This window comes from Pseudomonas sp. S07E 245 (genome assembly GCF_019599025.1).
Lineage (GTDB): Bacteria > Pseudomonadota > Gammaproteobacteria > Pseudomonadales > Pseudomonadaceae > Aquipseudomonas > Aquipseudomonas shirazensis.
Window position 1 is genome coordinate 2481449 of record NZ_CP080625.1, and the last position, 15708, is coordinate 2497156.

Annotated in this window: 16 protein-coding genes; 7 read left to right on the forward strand and 9 right to left on the reverse strand. The window is 61.7% G+C overall.

Going from position 1 to position 15708, the window contains the following annotated elements:
• Window positions 1–38 precede the first annotated feature (38 nt).
• The gene (locus K3F44_RS11535) at window positions 39–1916 is read left to right on the forward strand and encodes an alkaline phosphatase D family protein (protein WP_220634064.1); all 1878 of its coding nucleotides are present in this window, start codon (window positions 39–41) and stop codon (window positions 1914–1916) included.
• A gap of 34 nt (window positions 1917–1950) precedes the next feature.
• On the opposite strand, the gene rssC is transcribed toward K3F44_RS11535, so the two are convergent.
• From rssC to K3F44_RS11550, 3 genes are all read right to left on the reverse strand, one after another.
• Complete coding sequence (gene rssC, locus K3F44_RS11540; protein ID WP_101321154.1) at window positions 1951–2433, reverse strand: anti-sigma factor antagonist RssC; 483 nt, start codon at window positions 2431–2433, stop codon at window positions 1951–1953.
• Window positions 2430–3614, reverse strand: a complete 1185-nt coding sequence (gene rssB / locus K3F44_RS11545) for a two-component system response regulator RssB (protein ID WP_220634065.1) — start codon at window positions 3612–3614, stop codon at window positions 2430–2432. The genes rssC and rssB overlap by 4 nt, the downstream gene beginning before the upstream one ends.
• Window positions 3615–3933: 319 nt before the next feature.
• On the reverse strand, window positions 3934–4641 hold the full coding sequence (locus K3F44_RS11550; protein WP_101321158.1) for a VacJ family lipoprotein: 708 nt from the start codon (window positions 4639–4641) through the stop codon (window positions 3934–3936).
• Window positions 4642–4830: 189 nt separating this feature from the next.
• Here K3F44_RS11550 and K3F44_RS11555 point away from each other — a divergent pair, with 189 nt between their 5' ends.
• Both K3F44_RS11555 and K3F44_RS11560 read left to right on the forward strand, forming a co-directional pair.
• On the forward strand, window positions 4831–5388 hold the full coding sequence (locus tag K3F44_RS11555) for a phosphonoacetaldehyde phosphonohydrolase-related protein (protein ID WP_220634066.1): 558 nt from the start codon (window positions 4831–4833) through the stop codon (window positions 5386–5388).
• A gap of 122 nt (window positions 5389–5510) precedes the next feature.
• Window positions 5511–5774, forward strand: a complete 264-nt coding sequence (locus tag K3F44_RS11560; protein WP_101321164.1) for a DUF4404 family protein — start codon at window positions 5511–5513, stop codon at window positions 5772–5774.
• Between the two features lie 46 nt (window positions 5775–5820).
• Here K3F44_RS11560 and queF read toward each other — a convergent pair whose 3' ends face one another.
• Complete coding sequence (gene queF / locus K3F44_RS11565) at window positions 5821–6651, reverse strand: NADPH-dependent 7-cyano-7-deazaguanine reductase QueF (protein WP_220634067.1); 831 nt, start codon at window positions 6649–6651, stop codon at window positions 5821–5823.
• A 66-nt stretch (window positions 6652–6717) separates the two neighbouring features.
• Complete coding sequence (locus K3F44_RS11570) at window positions 6718–7209, reverse strand: plastocyanin/azurin family copper-binding protein (RefSeq protein ID WP_181107922.1); 492 nt, start codon at window positions 7207–7209, stop codon at window positions 6718–6720.
• A 151-nt stretch (window positions 7210–7360) separates the two neighbouring features.
• Here K3F44_RS11570 and K3F44_RS11575 point away from each other — a divergent pair, with 151 nt between their 5' ends.
• Together K3F44_RS11575 and K3F44_RS11580 are read left to right on the forward strand one after the other, a co-directional pair.
• Window positions 7361–8041, forward strand: coding sequence for a heavy metal response regulator transcription factor (locus K3F44_RS11575; protein WP_181107921.1), 681 nt, complete (start codon window positions 7361–7363; stop codon window positions 8039–8041).
• The gene (locus K3F44_RS11580) at window positions 8038–9441 is read left to right on the forward strand and encodes a heavy metal sensor histidine kinase (RefSeq protein ID WP_220634180.1); all 1404 of its coding nucleotides are present in this window, start codon (window positions 8038–8040) and stop codon (window positions 9439–9441) included. Before K3F44_RS11575 ends, K3F44_RS11580 begins: the two co-directional genes overlap by 4 nt.
• Here K3F44_RS11580 and K3F44_RS11585 read toward each other — a convergent pair.
• The 3 genes from K3F44_RS11585 to K3F44_RS11595 form a co-directional block, all read right to left on the reverse strand.
• Window positions 9419–10663: a lipoprotein-releasing ABC transporter permease subunit gene (locus tag K3F44_RS11585; protein WP_101323074.1), complete on the reverse strand. Its 1245-nt coding sequence runs from the start codon at window positions 10661–10663 to the stop codon at window positions 9419–9421. The two genes, K3F44_RS11580 and K3F44_RS11585, sit on opposite strands and share 23 nt — an antisense overlap.
• 61 nt (window positions 10664–10724) lie before the next feature.
• Complete coding sequence (gene lolD / locus K3F44_RS11590; RefSeq protein ID WP_178080783.1) at window positions 10725–11408, reverse strand: lipoprotein-releasing ABC transporter ATP-binding protein LolD; 684 nt, start codon at window positions 11406–11408, stop codon at window positions 10725–10727.
• A 7-nt stretch (window positions 11409–11415) separates the two neighbouring features.
• Window positions 11416–12666 carry a lipoprotein-releasing ABC transporter permease subunit gene (locus tag K3F44_RS11595; RefSeq protein WP_101321174.1) on the reverse strand — a complete coding sequence of 417 codons (1251 nt, stop codon included), beginning with the start codon at window positions 12664–12666 and terminating at the stop codon, window positions 11416–11418.
• A 93-nt stretch (window positions 12667–12759) separates the two neighbouring features.
• Here K3F44_RS11595 and K3F44_RS11600 point away from each other — a divergent pair, with 93 nt between their 5' ends.
• Window positions 12760–13344 carry a PilZ domain-containing protein gene (locus tag K3F44_RS11600; protein ID WP_101321176.1) on the forward strand — a complete coding sequence of 195 codons (585 nt, stop codon included), beginning with the start codon at window positions 12760–12762 and terminating at the stop codon, window positions 13342–13344.
• A gap of 31 nt (window positions 13345–13375) precedes the next feature.
• Window positions 13376–14092: a glycerophosphodiester phosphodiesterase gene (locus K3F44_RS11605; RefSeq protein WP_101321178.1), complete on the forward strand. Its 717-nt coding sequence runs from the start codon at window positions 13376–13378 to the stop codon at window positions 14090–14092.
• Window positions 14093–14140: 48 nt separating this feature from the next.
• Here the strand turns inward: K3F44_RS11605 and sthA are convergent, their stop codons facing one another.
• The gene (sthA, locus tag K3F44_RS11610; RefSeq protein WP_101321180.1) at window positions 14141–15535 is read right to left on the reverse strand and encodes a Si-specific NAD(P)(+) transhydrogenase; all 1395 of its coding nucleotides are present in this window, start codon (window positions 15533–15535) and stop codon (window positions 14141–14143) included.
• Between the last annotated feature and the right edge of the window lie 173 nt (window positions 15536–15708).

Sequence of the window (15708 nt, forward strand, 5' to 3'; positions counted from 1 at the left end):
GAGATAATCCCCGGCTTGACCGAGCTGTTGAGTTGTCGATGACGCCTTCCCCCGAATCGTTACCCCTTGTCCTCGCTGGCCCGGTACTGCGCCGCCTGGAGCCTCAGCGCCTGGCGATCTGGCTGGTTGGATCGCAACCGCTGCAGCTGGACTTCGTCCTTGAACACCCCGGTGTCACTGCTCAGATTAATTGCCAGACCGTACCCATCGGCAGGTCGGCTTTTATCCACCTGCTGGATATCCATTTCGACACCGCGCTGCCGTTTGACGTGGCCCTCGAATACGACTTGCTGCTCGATTCGGGCGAAGGCATTGCCAGCTGGGCGCCGCACCTGCTCTACCCCGGCGCCAGCCGACCGAGCCTGGTGCTGCGTGAGCGCATCGACCAACTGCTGCATGGCTCCTGCCGCAAGCCTCATCACCCGGCGGCCGATGGCCTTCTCTGCGCCGACCGTTTGCTGCAAGCGAAGCCAAATCCGCAGCAGCGGCCTGCGGTACTGATGATGACCGGCGACCAGGTTTACGCCGACGATGTCGCCGGGCCGATGCTGCGTGCGATTCACAGTTTGATCGAGCGTTTGCGGTTGTTCGAGGAAAGCCTGGAAGGTGCGCTGGTCGCTGACAGCGCCGAGCTCTACGGCCACCCTGCCTGTTATTATCACCGCGCCGATCTGCTGCCCGCACAGGAAGGTAACGAGACCCTGCGTGAGCGCTTCTTTGGCGGCAAGCGCAAGCCGATCTTCTCCTCCAGCAACGCTGACAACCATCTGGTGACCTTCGCCGAGGTGATGGCGATGTATCTGCTGGTGTGGTCACCAACGCCTTGGAGCCTGGTGCAGATGGACATGCCGGCGGGGCTGACCGACAAGCGCCAGGCGCGCTATCAGGAAGAGCTGCCGCTGATCGAGGGCTTTACCGCAGGGCTCGGCGGGGTCGCTCGGGTCATGGCGCACCTGCCCTGCTTGATGATCTTCGATGACCACGACATCACCGATGACTGGAACCTGTCGGCGCAGTGGGAGGAGACCGCTTATGGCCATCCGTTCTCGCGGCGGATCATCGGCAATGCCCTGCTCGGCTACCTGCTCTGCCAGGGCTGGGGTAACGACCCGGACAGTTGCGCGCCACTGCTGGAGCAGTACTGCAGCCTGGCCGAGCAACATCTGGCCAAGCAAGCGCAGGATGCACTGATTGGCGAACTGCTGCGCTTTCAGGGCTGGCAGTTCAGCCTGCCGACCACTCCGCCGCTACTGGTGCTGGACACCCGCACCCGGCGCTGGCGTAGCGAGAACAGCCTGAGCAAGCCTTCTGGCCTGCTCGACTGGGAAGCGCTGTGCGAGCTGCAGCAGGCATTGCTTGACCACCCTTCGGCGATCATCGTGTCACCGGCGCCGATCTTCGGCGTCAAGCTGATCGAGGCGGTGCAGCGGGTGTTCAGCTGGCTGGGTTATCCGCTGCTGGTCGACGCTGAAAACTGGATGGCGCACCGCGGCGCGGCGCAGGTCATCCTGAATATCTTCCGCCACTCGCGCACCCCGGGGCATTACGTGGTGCTATCAGGCGACGTGCATTATTCGTTTGTCTATGAAGTGATGATCCGCCATCGCCAGCACAACCCGCACCTGTGGCAGGTCACCAGCAGCGGCATCAAGAACCAGTTTCCGCAGCGTTTGCTGGATGTGCTTGATCGGCTCAACCGCTGGCTGTATTCGCCGCGCTCGCCCCTGAACTGGTTTACCAAGCGGCGCCTGATGGAAGTCGCACCACGCCTGCCGAGCCGCAGCAAGGCCGGCGAGCGGCTGTGGAACAGCGCGGGGCTGGGGCAGGTGTTTTTCACCGCTGATGGCCAGCCAGAGCGGGTGTTCCAGCTCAATGCGGATGGCTCAGAGGCTAATGAGTTCTTGCGCGATCAGTGAGCGGCTGCGGTGATCAGTTCACCGCAGTCGAGGCTCAGGAGCGCTCGAGCGCGCTGACCAGGTCATGGAAGGCTTCACGATTGGAGTCGTTCAGGCCCATGAGGATGCGGTGTGCTTCAAGCACCTTGGAGCGTACAACCTCTTCGCTCTGGTCTTGCGACGGCAGGTCGGTCAGGCACTCTGGGCAGGGGATCGGCCGACCCACAATGTTGAACACCTGATCGAAACCCATCGACTGCAGCAAGCGCGAGATATCCGGATTGGTGGTGACCACGGTCGGCAACAGACCCACCTTCTGCCGGGACAGAATGGACAATTTGGCCAACAGCCCCAGGGTGGTGCTGTCGATGCTTTCGGTTTCGGTCAGATCGATGACGATGGCCGAGAAATTCAGCGCAGTGAAGATTTTCTCGATCGTCGCATCCAAAGCCGAACACAAGGTCAGGCGTACTTCACCGACAAACTTCAGTACAAAGGTACCGCTTTGCTCGGCGAACTGGATTCTACCGGTACTCATTGAAGGTTCCTGCTTAACACCAATAGGGCGATATCATCCGGCATCTCCCCAAGCGTAGCCAATCCGAAACGTTGGCGCAGCCCATCCAGGCTACCCCCTGCTGCTTTGACGATCTCCGGCAAGGCAGCTTCTTTATCTTTGAGCGTGTTACCGGGCAAAAGGTCCAGAATACCGTCCGACATCAGGCTGAGGCTGAACTGCGCGGGCAACTCGATCACCAGATCCTGATAGGTGGCTTCTTCGAACAACCCCACCGGCAAGCCGCGGCCTTCGAGGTAGCGCGTGTGCTCCGGGGTATACAGCACCGGCATTGGCAGGTGGCCGCCGACGGCGTAGGTCAAAAGGCCGGTGTCTTCGTCGATGACGCCACCGACCATGGTCACATGCTTGCCCAGCTTGCAGTTGATCAGGCCACGGTTGATGTGACTGAGCACTTCCGAAGGCTTGAAATCGCGCATCTTGCCGCCACGCTTGAATTCGAACATCAGGCGGGTGGTCATGAATTTCAATAGTACGGTCACGAACGCCGACGAAGCACCATGGCCGGATACGTCGGCCAGGTAGAACGCGATACGCCGCTCATCCACGCGGAAGTAGTCGGCAAAGTCGCCCGACAGGTACAGCGACGGGATGATCTGGTGCTCGAAGGAGAACTCGCCGGCTACCCACGGGCTCTCGGGCAGCATGTTCATCTGCACCTGGCGCCCTGCGGTCTGGTCTTCCTGCAGCAGGTGCAGGCTGGCCTCGAGCTCGCGATTGGCGGTTTCCAGTTTGTCGCGATAGCGCTGGTTTTCGACCAGCAGGCGCGAACGGTCAAGCGCACGGTGCACCGAGTGCTCCAGCACTGCCAGGTCCTCGAGCGGCTTGATCAGGTAATCGTCAGCGCCCAGGCGCAGAGCTTCGACAGCGTCGCTCATGACACCGGCACCCGACACCACGATCACCGGCAACTGCGGGGCCACTTCGCTGATCCGACGGATCAACTCAAGGCCGCCCATCTGCGGCATGCGCAGATCGCAGATCACGAGATCAGGCTGGTGTTGTTCGAAGACCTGAAGCCCCTGCTGGCCATTGCCGGCCTGGAGGACCCTGAAGCCGCTGTCTTCGAGATACGCGGCGAGGCTCGCACGGACCACGTCGTCGTCATCGATAATCAGCAGCGTTGCACTGGTTTTCTGCATGTGGGCGAACGGCGCCGGATTAGGTTTGCGTAGGATCGTCGCAATTGCGCCTATCACTACTGGAATACTGTTTGGCTGCTCTACCTATAGAGTTGTAGGACAAGAACCCTTGTCCGGCAACAGCAGAGGTGCCCTGTCAGGCGCAGACGGTACTCCCATCCGCCGGGGGTTTCAAGCATGCGCGAGTCGGCTTGATTACACAGCGTTTGGCAAATTGCTGGTAGTTATAAGAAATGTGTTTGAGGTAACCCGATGGTTGGTCGCAAGGCCCGTTGCGGGCCCAGCTGTGGGGCTGCTTTGCAGCCCCAGCTACCCAGACTTAGAAGTCGTCTTCGACTTCGCCATCCTTGACCTTGAACTCGCGGTTCTGCAGGTAGGCGTTGCGGATGAACACGTACTTGTCGCCACTGATCAGCTTTTCAGCCGAGAGCAGGCTGGCACGGGTGTCAACCAGGTCTACCCCCAGCGTAGTGTTACGGGTCGGTACATGATCGATGTAGCGGTACGGCTTGGTGTAGCTGTCCGGGTACTTGGCCAGGCCGTCACGCACGGTGCTCGGGCCGAGCAGCGGAATGACCACGTAGGGGCCACTTGCGACGCCCCAGTAACCGAGGGTCTGACCGAAGTCTTCGTCGTTGCGCTGCAGGCCCATGCGGGTGCCCACATCGAACAGGCCGCCAATACCGAAGGTGGTGTTGACGATCAAGCGGGCAGTGTCGACGCCAGCAGCGTGGGGCTTGAGCTGCAGGATGTTGTTGGCCAGGTTGGTGACATCGCCGATGTTGCGAAAGACGTTGTGAATGCCGTCTTCGACGAACTGCGGGGTGATCGCCTGGTAGCCTTGGGCCAACGGCTTGAATGCATAGGTGTCGATCGTATCGTTGAACCGGAAGATCGGCCGGTTGACCGCCTCCCAGGGATCTTCTTCGGTAGCTGCCTGCGTAGCAGCCACGGGCGCCAGCAACAGACTGGCGCAGACACAGGCCTGGGTGATTCGCTCGATCACACTGGCGCCGATCCTATGCATAGATGTTTCTCCATCAAGATTCACGGTCGCAGATGCGCGTTTGCTCTGCTGAGTTTGGCGACAGTATAAAGCGTCGACGGCTGATAAACAGCTTCGCTGAGTATTGCTCATTATTTTGTCAGTAACTGTTGCTACGTCATCTACGTGTAACAGTCGCTACTTAGTCTGACTATTTTCAGGGAAGTTGCCATGCACGACGCACCCGCCTTCACCGCTGTGCTTTTCGGGCTGCGTGGCTGCCTGGTGGAAACCGCCAATGACGTGTCTGTGCCAGCGCCTGGCGCGCTGGCCATGCTGGCTGACCTGCACAGCCAGCAGGTGCCTTGCATCTGGCTGGATGAGCCCGGCACCGGCGAGTCATTGACCAGGGTGCTGCCGAGTTGGCTGCCGGGGCATTCGACCCCTTCCCTGCCGTGGCCGGCACCGAATGCCTGCTGGCAGGCGCTGATGCAGCTCAACAGCGCGAAGCTTGATGGCAGCGTGCTGGTCAGCGGTGATCCGCGCTTGCTTGAATCTGCGCTCAAAGCCGGTTTGTGGACTATCGGCCTGGCGGCATGCAGTCCCCGCTGCGAGGCCTCGTCGAAGCGCTGGCAGGCGATGACCGCCCAAGACCAGCAAGCGAATCGCGGCAAGGCCACCCTTGAGCTGTTCAGGCTCGGCGCGCATTCGGTGATCGATCATCTGGAAGCGCTACAACCGTGCCTGGCAGATATCGCCCAACGCCGCCGCAAAGGTGAAAAACCCTGATACAGGCGGCTTGACGCGGATCATGCAAAGCCGTGGCGAGTGGATTACGCTTGAGGCATGCGCGAACCTTTGCCCAATGGCCGAGGTCCATGCTTTGCCAAGTCATAGAGGGAGAACACCTGATGCCTGCCCGCGAATTGCAAGAGCAGCTCGATAGCCTGCGCGATCAACTGGATCGCAACCCGCCGCTCACGCTGGAAGAGCGCGACAACCTGCACAGCCTGATGCAACAGATCGAGGCGCAGATCAAACTGGAAGAAGCCACCCAGGACACCAACCTGGTCGACGGCGTCAACCTCGCCGTCGAGCGCTTCGAGGTGGCCCACCCCGACCTCACCGCCACGCTGCGCAACATCGCCAACAGCTTGCACAGCATGGGCATCTGAATCAGGCGGGGCCGACGCGGCACTCATATGCCCCGTCGGCCCACTATTACTGCCGAACCAGACGCAGGTTTTGCGGGCTGATCGGCCCGGTGCTGCGGTACGGGTTGATATCCAGCCCACCGCGACGCACATACCGCGCGTACACCGTCAGGTGCTCAGGCTGCAGCAAGCGCTTGAGGTCCAGATAGATCCGCTCGACGCACTGCTCATGGAAGTCAGCGTGCTGGCGGAAGCTCACCAGATACGTCAGCAAGCTGGCGTGATCCAGCGCCAGGCCCTTGTACTTGACTACCACCGTGCCCCAGTCAGGCTGACCCGTCACCGGGCAATTGGACTTGAGCAGGTGGCTGTGCACCGTCTCTTCCACTACTTGGGTTGAATCGCACTGCAACAGTTGCGGCTGCGGTTGCTCGTAGTTGCTGATCGCGACATCGAGGTCGTCAATGCACACCCCAGGCAATGCGACTACACCTTCACTCTGCACTTCTGCCAGGCTGCGCACGCGCACCGTCACCGGCGCGCCCGCAGCGGCAGACAAGTCTTTCTCCAGGCAAGCCTGCAGCTCAGCGCTGCTGGCAAAGGCCGTCTGGTTAAGCGAGTTGAGGTACAGCTTGAACGACTTCGATTCGATGATATTCGGTGACTGTGCCGGGATGGCGAACTCACCGATGGCCACCACCGGCTTGCCGGACGGCAACAGCCAGGACAGCTCGAAGCAGTTCCAGTAGTCAACGCCCTGCCACGGCAGGGCGTCGCCACTGACACCGAGCTCGGCCCACTTGGCCAGGCGCGGAATCGGGAACAGCAGCGACGGGGTGTAGGTTGCAATGTATTCACTGGATTTACCCAGCGGAGAGTCTTCGGCAGCGGGATGCATGGTCAGGACCTGGAAAAAACGGATGCGCCCAGTTTACCGGTTTTGCAGCCCGCCTTGGGTCCGAACTCACTCGATGGTCAGCGGCCCGACCATCCCGGCCTGATAATGCCCCGGCACGTTGCAGGCAAACTCGATCGGCGCAGCGCTACGGAAGGTCCAGGTCAGCTCACCGCGCTGGCCAGGCTGCAGTAGCACGGTGTTGCCGCTGTCGTGGCCGTGTTCACCATGGCCCATCTGGCTGTGATCCATGCCCCCGGTGAACAGTTTGCCCTGCATCGCCACCATCTGTTTCTGATGCTCTGCGTGCATGGCCTTGTCGCCCAGGTTGAACTCGTGGGGCAACTGGCCCTGGTTGATCAGCACGAAACGCACGGTCTCGCCGGCCTTGACCTGCAAACTGCTGGGCTCAAAGGCGATGTCCTTGAGCACCACCTCAACCGTGCGAGTGGCCTTGGCCGCTGGCGCTGGCTCACCGAAAGCGAAGCTGGTGTGCTCGGCGTCAGCCCAGCCCGACGTGCTGAACAGCGCGAAGGCAGCGGCGATGAACAGGTGTTTCATATCTACTCCGATAATGACGGCAATGGCGTGCCACTCTGGGCTGGCGCAGCTGGCAACTAGCTGACCGCAAGATTACAACTTTGTCAGTTTGGCTTGAGAGCGGGTTCGTCACGTATCATTTCCACTACTCCCTGACCGACGCAAAAACCTGATGAAACTGCTGATCGTCGAAGACCAGGTCAAGACTGGCCAATACCTGCAACAAGGCCTCACCGAGGCCGGCTTTGCCTGCGAGCTCAGCGCCGACGGCGAAACCGGCCTGCACCTGGCGCTGACCGGCGATCATGCCCTGCTGATTCTTGATGTGATGCTGCCAGGCCGCAGCGGTTGGCAGATTCTGCAGGCGGTACGCCAGGCAGGGCTCGCCACCCCAGTATTGTTCCTCACCGCCCGCGACGCCGTGGAGGACCGCGTGCATGGCCTGGAACTGGGCGCAGACGACTATCTGGTCAAGCCGTTCGCCTTCTCCGAGCTGCTGGCCCGCGTGCGCAGCTTGCTGCGCCGAGGCGGCGCCGGGGTGCAGGACACCACCCTGGCCTTGGCGGACCTGCGCCTGGACTTGATCCGCCGCCGCGCCGAGCGTGCCGGCCAGCGCGTCGACCTCACCGCCAAGGAGTTCGCCCTGCTGGAATTGCTATTGCGCCGTCAGGGCGAGGTGCTGCCCAAGTCGTTGATTGCCTCGCAGGTGTGGGACATGAACTTCGACAGCGACACCAACGTCATCGAAGTGGCCATCCGCAGGCTGCGGCTGAAGATCGACGACGGTCACGCCAGCAAGCTGATACACACGGTGCGTGGCATGGGTTATGTACTCGAAGAGCGCCAGGACTGATGCGCCGGATATCCCTCGGCAGCCGCCTCGCTCTGCTGTTCGCTGCCTGTACCGCGGCGGTTTCGCTTGGCGCCGGCGTGCTCTTCACCCAAGCCAGCGAGCAGCATTTCATCGAGTTGGATGAGCAGCTGCTCGACACTCGCCTGACGCAGTTACGCGAGCAACTTACCGGTCTCCAGACACGGCAGCAGGTAGTCGACAGGCTCCCCGAGCTACGAAGCCAATTCAACCTCCAGACCGATGTCGCACTGCGCATCAGCAGCGGCACGGGCGAAGCCTGGTTCGAAAGCCGGCCAGGTTTGCCCGATGCCAACCAGTCTGCACAACTGAAGACACTGCAGGCCGGCGGCGTCGACTATCGCGGCTTGTCGGCGCCATTGATCGAGCATGACCCACAGTCACCGCAACTGACCGTGCTGCTCGACATCACCCATCACCAGCACTTCTTGCAGAGCATGCAGCGCTTGATCTGGCTAACGGTGGGTCTGTCGGCACTGGCCACGGCATTGCTCGGCGCCTGGGCGGTACGCCGCGGCTTGCGCCCGTTGCGCCAGATCGGCGCGGTGGCGGCGAGCGTCAACGCTCGTTCGCTGACCACACGTCTGCCAGTGGCGCAGATGCCCGAGGAGTTGGCTCAGCTGGCAGAAAGCATGAATGCCATGCTGCAGCGGCTGGACGATGCGTTTCAACGGCTGTCGGCGTTCTCCGCGGACATCGCCCATGAACTGCGCACGCCGTTGTCGAACCTGCTGACCCACACTCAGGTAACGCTAACCCGCCCACGCAGCCTGGACGAATATCGCGAGGCCTTGCATGGCAACCTTGAGGAGCTGCAATGGATGGCGCAGCTGGTCAACGACATGCTCTACCTGGCCAAGGCTGAGCACGGCCTGCTGGTGCCAGAACAGCAGGTGCTGGACCTTGCCTCGGAAGTGGATGCACTGCTGGAGTATTACGCGCCACTGGCTGAGGACGCTGGAGTGACCCTGCTCCGCGAGGGTGAGCTGGTGATCGAGGGCGATCGGCAGATGTTGCGGCGGGCGTTTTCCAACTTGCTGGAAAATGCGCTGCGGTTTGCTGGAGTAGGTGGCGTGGTGAAGGTGGGTTTACAAGCTGGAGGGCAAGTTACGGTCGCCAATACCGGTGCGGCGATTGAAGCAGCGGCTGCGCAGCGCTTGTTTGATCGATTCTACCGCGGGGATTCGGCACGGGCCGAAGGAGGCGCTGAGCACGCCGGGCTGGGCCTGGCAATTACCCGTTCGATCGTCCTCGCCCATGGTGGCGGGATTCAGGTGGAGTGCGAAGCAGGATGGACGCGGTTTGTGATTGATTTCGGCAAGGGGCCGCACAGCGACCCCAAAGATACCAACGCCGCCCTTACTCGTAACGCAGTGCCATAGCCGGCTCGATCTGCGAAGCCCGGTAAGCCGGATACACAGTCGCCAGGAAGCTCATCACCAAGCCCGCCGTACAGATCATCAGCACATCCCCCCACTGCAACTGCGAAGGCAAGCTGCTGATGAAATACACATCGGAGGTGAAGATGTGCTGACCGCTGACCCGCTCCAGCCAGCCAACGATCTGACTCACGTTGATCGCCGCAATTACCCCCAGCACCCCGCCAATCAGCGTGCCGACCACACCGATCAAGCTGCCCTGAACCATGAACGTGCCCATGATCTGCATCGGCGTGGCGCCAATGGTGCGCAGGATGGCGATATCCGCGCCCTTGTCGTTCACCACCATCACCAGGGTGGCGATGATATTGAACGCCGCCACCGCGATGATCATCATCAGCAGCAAGCCGATCATGGTCTTTTCCATCTTCATGGCGCTGAAAAGGCTGCCCTGGGTGTGCGACCAGTCATCGGCGTGATAGGCATCGCCCAACTGCCCGGCGATGGCCTTGGACACCTGCGGCGCCGCGTACAGGTCCTGAAGTTTGAGCCGCACGCCCTGCACGCTGCCCGGCGCCCAGCGCTGCATCTCGGCGGCGTCGGCCACGTTGATATAAGCCTGCGAGCCATCCAGCTCGGCACCCACCTTGAAGATGCCGACCACGGTCAGGCGCTGCATGCGTGGCGTGATACCACCCGGGGCCTTGCTGATTTCCGGCACGATCAAAGTCAGCTTGTCACCGGTGTTGAGCCGGAAGCGCCGCGCCGTCAGCTCGCCGATCACCACCCCGTATTCACCCGGGACCAGATCCTGCAACGCGCCCTGGACGATATGCTGGCCGACGATCGACACCTTGCCCTCTTCGGCCGGCTCGATCCCGCTGACCTGAATCGGCTGCATCGCGCCTTTGTACGAGAGCATGCCTTCCATTTCGGTGACCGGCGCCGCAGCGACCACTGCCGGGTTCTTCAGCGCTGCGTCAGCCACACTGCGCCAGTCGCTCAGCGGCTGCGCGCCAAGGATGCTCGCATGCGGCACCAGGCCAAGAATGCGTGAGCTCATTTCGCGCTGGAAGCCGTTCATCACCGACAGCACCACGATCATGGCCAGCACGCCCAGGGACAAGCCGATCATCGAAGTCATCGAGATGAACGAGATGAAGTGATTGCGGCGCTTGGCACGGGTGTAGCGAGCACCGATGAACAAGGGCAAGGGTCTGAACATGTACGAGAACACCCAATGAACAAAAGTTGCGGGGTGGATCATTCCACCCCGGGCAGTCGACTCAGATCGCCACCAGGTGGCCATCTTCCAGCTTGAGCACGCGATCCATCTGCCGCGCCAGGCTCAGGTCGTGGGTCACCACCAGGAACGCAGTGCGCGATGAGCTGGAAAGCTCTTGCATCAGTTCCTGAATGCCCTGCGCAGTGTGATGGTCGAGGTTGCCGGTCGGCTCATCGAGCATCACCAGCCCCGGCCGATTGACCAGAGCGCGGGCGATCGCCACACGCTGGCGCTCACCACCGGACAGCTCGGCCGGTTTGTGGCTCAGGCGATGGCCGAGGCCGACCCGCTTGAGCAAGGCCTCGGCACGCTCGCGCGCTTCCGGGATCGGCGTGCGCCCGATCAGCAGCGGCATGCACACGTTTTCCAGCGCCGTGAACTCGGCCAGCAGGTGGTGAAACTGATACACGAAGCCCAGCGCACGGTTGCGCAGCAGGCCACGGGCGCGCTCGCCCAGTGCCGACAACTCTTCGCCAGCCAGCCACACGCTGCCCTGGCTCGGCGTGTCGAGGCCGCCCAGCAAGTTGAGCAAGGTACTCTTGCCGGAACCGGAGCTGCCGACAATCGCCACCCGCTCACCCGGCAGCAGTTCAAGCTGCAGATTGGCCAGCACCTGCACCGACTCCGGGCCCTCGTCGTAGGACTTGCCCAGGTTGCGGCAACTCAGAACGGCTTTATCACTCATGCGCGACTCACTCATAACGTAGCGCCTCTGCAGGCTGGGTGCGCGCCGCACGCCAGGCCGGATACAGGGTGGCGAGGAAACTCAGGATCAATGCCGCGCCGCAGACCATCCACACGTCCTGGGCGATGATCTGCGAAGGCAGGTAGTCGATGAAGTACACATCGGCGTTGAGGAACTTGTGCCCGATCAGCTTCTCGATGCCGGCAATCGCTGCGCTGACATTGAGCGCTGCGAGAATGCCAACCACCGCACCAATCAAGGTGCCGACCACGCCGATCACCGTACCCTGGACCATGAAGATGGCCATGATCTGCCCAGGCGTAGCGCCCAGGGTGCGCAGAATGGCGATGTCGCCGCGCTTGTCATTGACCACCATCACCAGGGTAGAAATGATGTTGAACGCCGCCACCGCCACGATCAGCAGCAGGAGCAGACCAATCATCGCCTTCTCCATGCGGATAGCCTGATACAGGTTGCCGTGGGTGCGGGTCCAGTCACGCGAGTAGAACTCCTGCTCGCCCAACTGCTGGGCGATGCTCCAGGCCACGCGCGGGGCTTCGAACAGGTCGTCGAATTTCAGCCGCAGGCCCTGCACCTGATCCGCTTTCCAGCGGTGCAGGCGCGACAGGTCGGCGATGTTGGTCAAGCCCAGGAAGCCGTCGATCTCGCCCGCACCGACATGAAAGGTGCCGACCACGGTGAAGCGCTTCATGCGCGGGAACATGCCCGCCGGCGTGACGCTGACCTCTGGCGCCACGAAGGTCAGTTTGTCACCGACCTTGACACCCAGTTTGGCCGCGGCCTTGTCGCCGATCATGATGCCCCACTCGCCCGGCGCCAGCTTGTCGATGCTGCCTTCGCGGATGAAGTTGTCGATGATCGACACCTCTCGCTCACGCGCAGGATCAATACCGTTGAGCAGCACCTTGCTGACCTTGCCATCGAAGGTCAGCAGGCCCTGCATCTGGGTGAAGGGCGCGACCGCCACGACTTGTGGATTCTGCTTTACTTGTTGAGCAAGGGCAGGCCAATCATTGATCGGCTGGCCGCTCTCAAGCGTGGCGTGAGGGATCATGCCAAGCACGCGGGTACGCATCTCGTGGTCGAAGCCATTCATCACCGAGAGCACCACGATCATCACCACCACGCCCAGGGCGAGGCCGATCATCGAGGTCAGGGAAATGAACGAGACGAAATGGTTGCGGCGTTTGGCACGGGTGTAGCGAGTACCAATAAATACGAAAAGAGGTCTGAACATGTCGGGGCTTGTTCGGATGAAAGGGAACGTCCTTGTGGCGAGGCGCCTACGGCGGCTTTACACTCGGACCACCGCCGTAACCTTGGGTTCGCCATGACGACAATAGACGATGAAGATCGCCGCGAATACTACCGCATCGAAGACAGGATCGCACTGGAAATCACCCCGCTGAGCGCGGCTGAGGCCCTGGAGCCAGAACTGTTGCAGGATGATTCGCCGCTGTTCAACCTGCTCAGCGAACTGCATCTGTCGGACTTTGAATCGCAACATCTGCTGCGCCAGTTGAGCGACAAGGACCGCACCCTGGCGGCGTTTTTACGGGCCCAGAACAAACGCCTCGACCTGCTCAGCGCAGTGGTCGCGCACAGCCTGCTCGGCGAGATCGGCGCACCGCATCGGGTGATCCTCTCCGAGGGCGGCATCGAGTTCAGCCAGACCAGCGCGATCGCCGCCGGCACCCGGGTCAAGGTCAAGATGGTGTTGATGCCCCGCGCCCACGGTTTGCTGCTGCGCGGCCGGGTTACCCACTGCGACGCTCGCCCCGGCGGCGACTACGAAGTCGGCACCGAATTCACCGACATGACCGACGCCCAGCGCCAGTTGTTGGCGCGGTATATCCTGCAGCGCCAGCAACAGCAACGTCGGCAGGCACTGGAACAGAACGACCCCGCCTCCTGAGCTCCGCTCTTATTGATTTGAAGGAACGAACGTGACCCTGATCTACGGCCATCGCGGCGCCAAGGGCGAAGCACCTGAAAACACCCTGACCAGCTTCCGTCAGTGCCTGGAGCACGGCGTCAATCGCTGTGAACTGGACCTGCACCTGTCGGCCGACAACCAGCTGATGGTGATCCACGACCCGACACTCAAGCGCACCACTGGCCGCCGCGGCAAGGTGGTCGAGCACAGCGCCGCTGACCTGACCACCTATGACGCCCGTGCCGGCGGCCCCGGCCATGTACAGCCCTGCCCTATTCCACGGCTTGAAGAGCTGTTCGAGAAATGCGCATTCGAGCACTGGCAGCTTGAGGTCAAAAGCGCGTCGCGCACCCGCGCCGCCAGCACCGTGCTGGCCATCCGTGAGCTGGCGCAGCAATATGGCCTGCTCGACAAGGTCACCATCACCTCAAGCTCGCGTGAAGTGCTCAGCGCTGCGGTTGAGCTGGTGCCGGATGTATCGCGTGGACTGGTGGCGGAATATGCCTGGCTCGACCCACTGAAGGTCGCGCAGAACTACAACTGCCAGATGCTCGCCCTGAACTGGACGCTATGCACTCCCGAGCGCCTGATCAAGGCACAGCGCCAGGGTTTGCACGTGTCGGTATGGACGGTCAACGAGCCGGCACTGATGCGCCGACTCGCCGACTTTGGCGCTGACAGCCTGATTACAGACTTTCCCGGTTTGGCCAAGACCACCCTTGGGTAGGATTGAAACCGAGCTCCCCGACCGGCTCAGGCCACCGGTCGGAGCCGCTCAAAAAAGCCGGTTGAGACCGTCGTAGGCCGCTACGCGATAGGCTTCGGCCATGGTCGGGTAGTTGAAGGTGGTGTTGACGAAGTACTTCAGGGTATTGCGCTCACCCGGCTGATCCATGATCGCCTGGCCGATGTGCACGATCTCCGAGGCCTGGTAACCAAAGCAGTGTACGCCAAGGATCTGCAAGGTCTCGCGATGGAACAGGATCTTCAGCATGCCTTGCGGCTCACCGGCGATCTGCGCACGCGCCATGCTCTTGAAGAATGCCTTGCCGACTTCGTACGGCACCTTGGCCTGGGTCAGCTCCTGCTCGTTCTTGCCGATCGAGCTGATCTCGGGAATGGTGTAGATCCCGGTCGGCACGTCGTTGACGAAGCGCCAGCTGCCATTGTCGACAATGCTGCCCGCTGCCGAGCGGCCCTGGTCGTGGGCGGCACTGGCCAGGCTCGGCCAGCCGATCACGTCACCGGCGCCATAAATGTTCGGCACGGTGCTGCGGTAGGCTTCGTCGACTTCGATCTGGCCACGGCTGTTGACCTTGATGCCGATGTTTTCCAGGCCCAGCTTGTCGGTGTTGCCGGTACGGCCGTTGCACCAGAGCAAGGCGTCGGCCTTGATCTTCTTGCCCGACTTCAAATGCAGGATCACGCCGTTGTCGAGGCCTTCGACCCGCTCATAGTCTTCGTTATGACGCACGGTGATGTTGTTGTTGCTGAAGTGGTAGCTCAGTGCCTGGGAGATTTCCGAATCGAGGAAGCTCAGCAACTGCCCACGGTTGTCGACCAGCTCGACCAGTACACCCAGGCCGCTGAAGATCGAGGCGTACTCGCAACCGATCACGCCAGCGCCGTAGACAATCAGTTTGCGCGGGGTGTGGCTGAGGCTGAGGATGGTGTCGCTGTCGTACACACGCGGGTGGTTGAAGTCGATATCAGCCGGGCGGTACGGGCGCGAACCGGTGGCGATGATGATGTGCTTGGCCACCAGCTTTTCGACCACGCCATTGGCGCAGACCACTTCGACGGTTTGCTCGTCGGCAAAGCTGCCGGTGCCGACAAACACGTCGACGCGGTTACGGGCGTAGTAGCCAGTGCGCGAAGCGACCTGCTTGGAGATCACCTTCTCGGCGCTCTTGAGCACGTCCGGGAACGAGAACCAGCGCGGCTCGCCGATGGCACGGAACATCGGGTTGGTGTTGAACTGCATGATCTGCCGCACCGAGTGACGCAGTGCCTTGGACGGGATGGTGCCCAGGTGGGTGCAGTTGCCGCCAACCTGGCGACGGCTATCGACCATCGCCACCTTGCGCCCTGCTTTGGCGGCGTTCATTGCCGCACCTTCTCCGGCCGGGCCGGAACCCAGCACCACTACGTCGTAGTTGTAGACAGCCATGCGTACTCCTTCAAAACTGGCCCGCCGGCCGGTTGGCCGCGGGGCGCGATCATGTCGCCGCGGCGCCATGGAAAAATTCGGGTGCAGTCTAATCAAGCGGGAACGCCGCGCACATTAACCCTTGGTCGCGTCGTAGGCGAATTTTGCCTTCACTACATATCGTGGCAAGCACG

Excerpts from the sequence above, each read along its gene's own strand:
- K3F44_RS11535 (WP_220634064.1), top strand. The coding sequence starts at position 39 with ATGACGCCTTCCCCCGAATCGTTACCCCTTGTCCTCGCTGGCCCGGTA.
- rssC (WP_101321154.1), bottom strand. The coding sequence starts at position 2,433 with ATGAGTACCGGTAGAATCCAGTTCGCCGAGCAAAGCGGTACCTTTGTA.
- rssB (WP_220634065.1), bottom strand. The coding sequence starts at position 3,614 with ATGCAGAAAACCAGTGCAACGCTGCTGATTATCGATGACGACGACGTG.
- K3F44_RS11550 (WP_101321158.1), bottom strand. The coding sequence starts at position 4,641 with ATGCATAGGATCGGCGCCAGTGTGATCGAGCGAATCACCCAGGCCTGT.
- K3F44_RS11555 (WP_220634066.1), top strand. The coding sequence starts at position 4,831 with ATGCACGACGCACCCGCCTTCACCGCTGTGCTTTTCGGGCTGCGTGGC.
- K3F44_RS11560 (WP_101321164.1), top strand. The coding sequence starts at position 5,511 with ATGCCTGCCCGCGAATTGCAAGAGCAGCTCGATAGCCTGCGCGATCAA.
- queF (WP_220634067.1), bottom strand. The coding sequence starts at position 6,651 with ATGCATCCCGCTGCCGAAGACTCTCCGCTGGGTAAATCCAGTGAATAC.
- K3F44_RS11570 (WP_181107922.1), bottom strand. The coding sequence starts at position 7,209 with ATGAAACACCTGTTCATCGCCGCTGCCTTCGCGCTGTTCAGCACGTCG.
- K3F44_RS11575 (WP_181107921.1), top strand. The coding sequence starts at position 7,361 with ATGAAACTGCTGATCGTCGAAGACCAGGTCAAGACTGGCCAATACCTG.
- K3F44_RS11585 (WP_101323074.1), bottom strand. The coding sequence starts at position 10,663 with ATGTTCAGACCCTTGCCCTTGTTCATCGGTGCTCGCTACACCCGTGCC.
- lolD (WP_178080783.1), bottom strand. The coding sequence starts at position 11,408 with ATGAGTGATAAAGCCGTTCTGAGTTGCCGCAACCTGGGCAAGTCCTAC.
- K3F44_RS11595 (WP_101321174.1), bottom strand. The coding sequence starts at position 12,666 with ATGTTCAGACCTCTTTTCGTATTTATTGGTACTCGCTACACCCGTGCC.
- K3F44_RS11600 (WP_101321176.1), top strand. The coding sequence starts at position 12,760 with ATGACGACAATAGACGATGAAGATCGCCGCGAATACTACCGCATCGAA.
- sthA (WP_101321180.1), bottom strand. The coding sequence starts at position 15,535 with ATGGCTGTCTACAACTACGACGTAGTGGTGCTGGGTTCCGGCCCGGCC.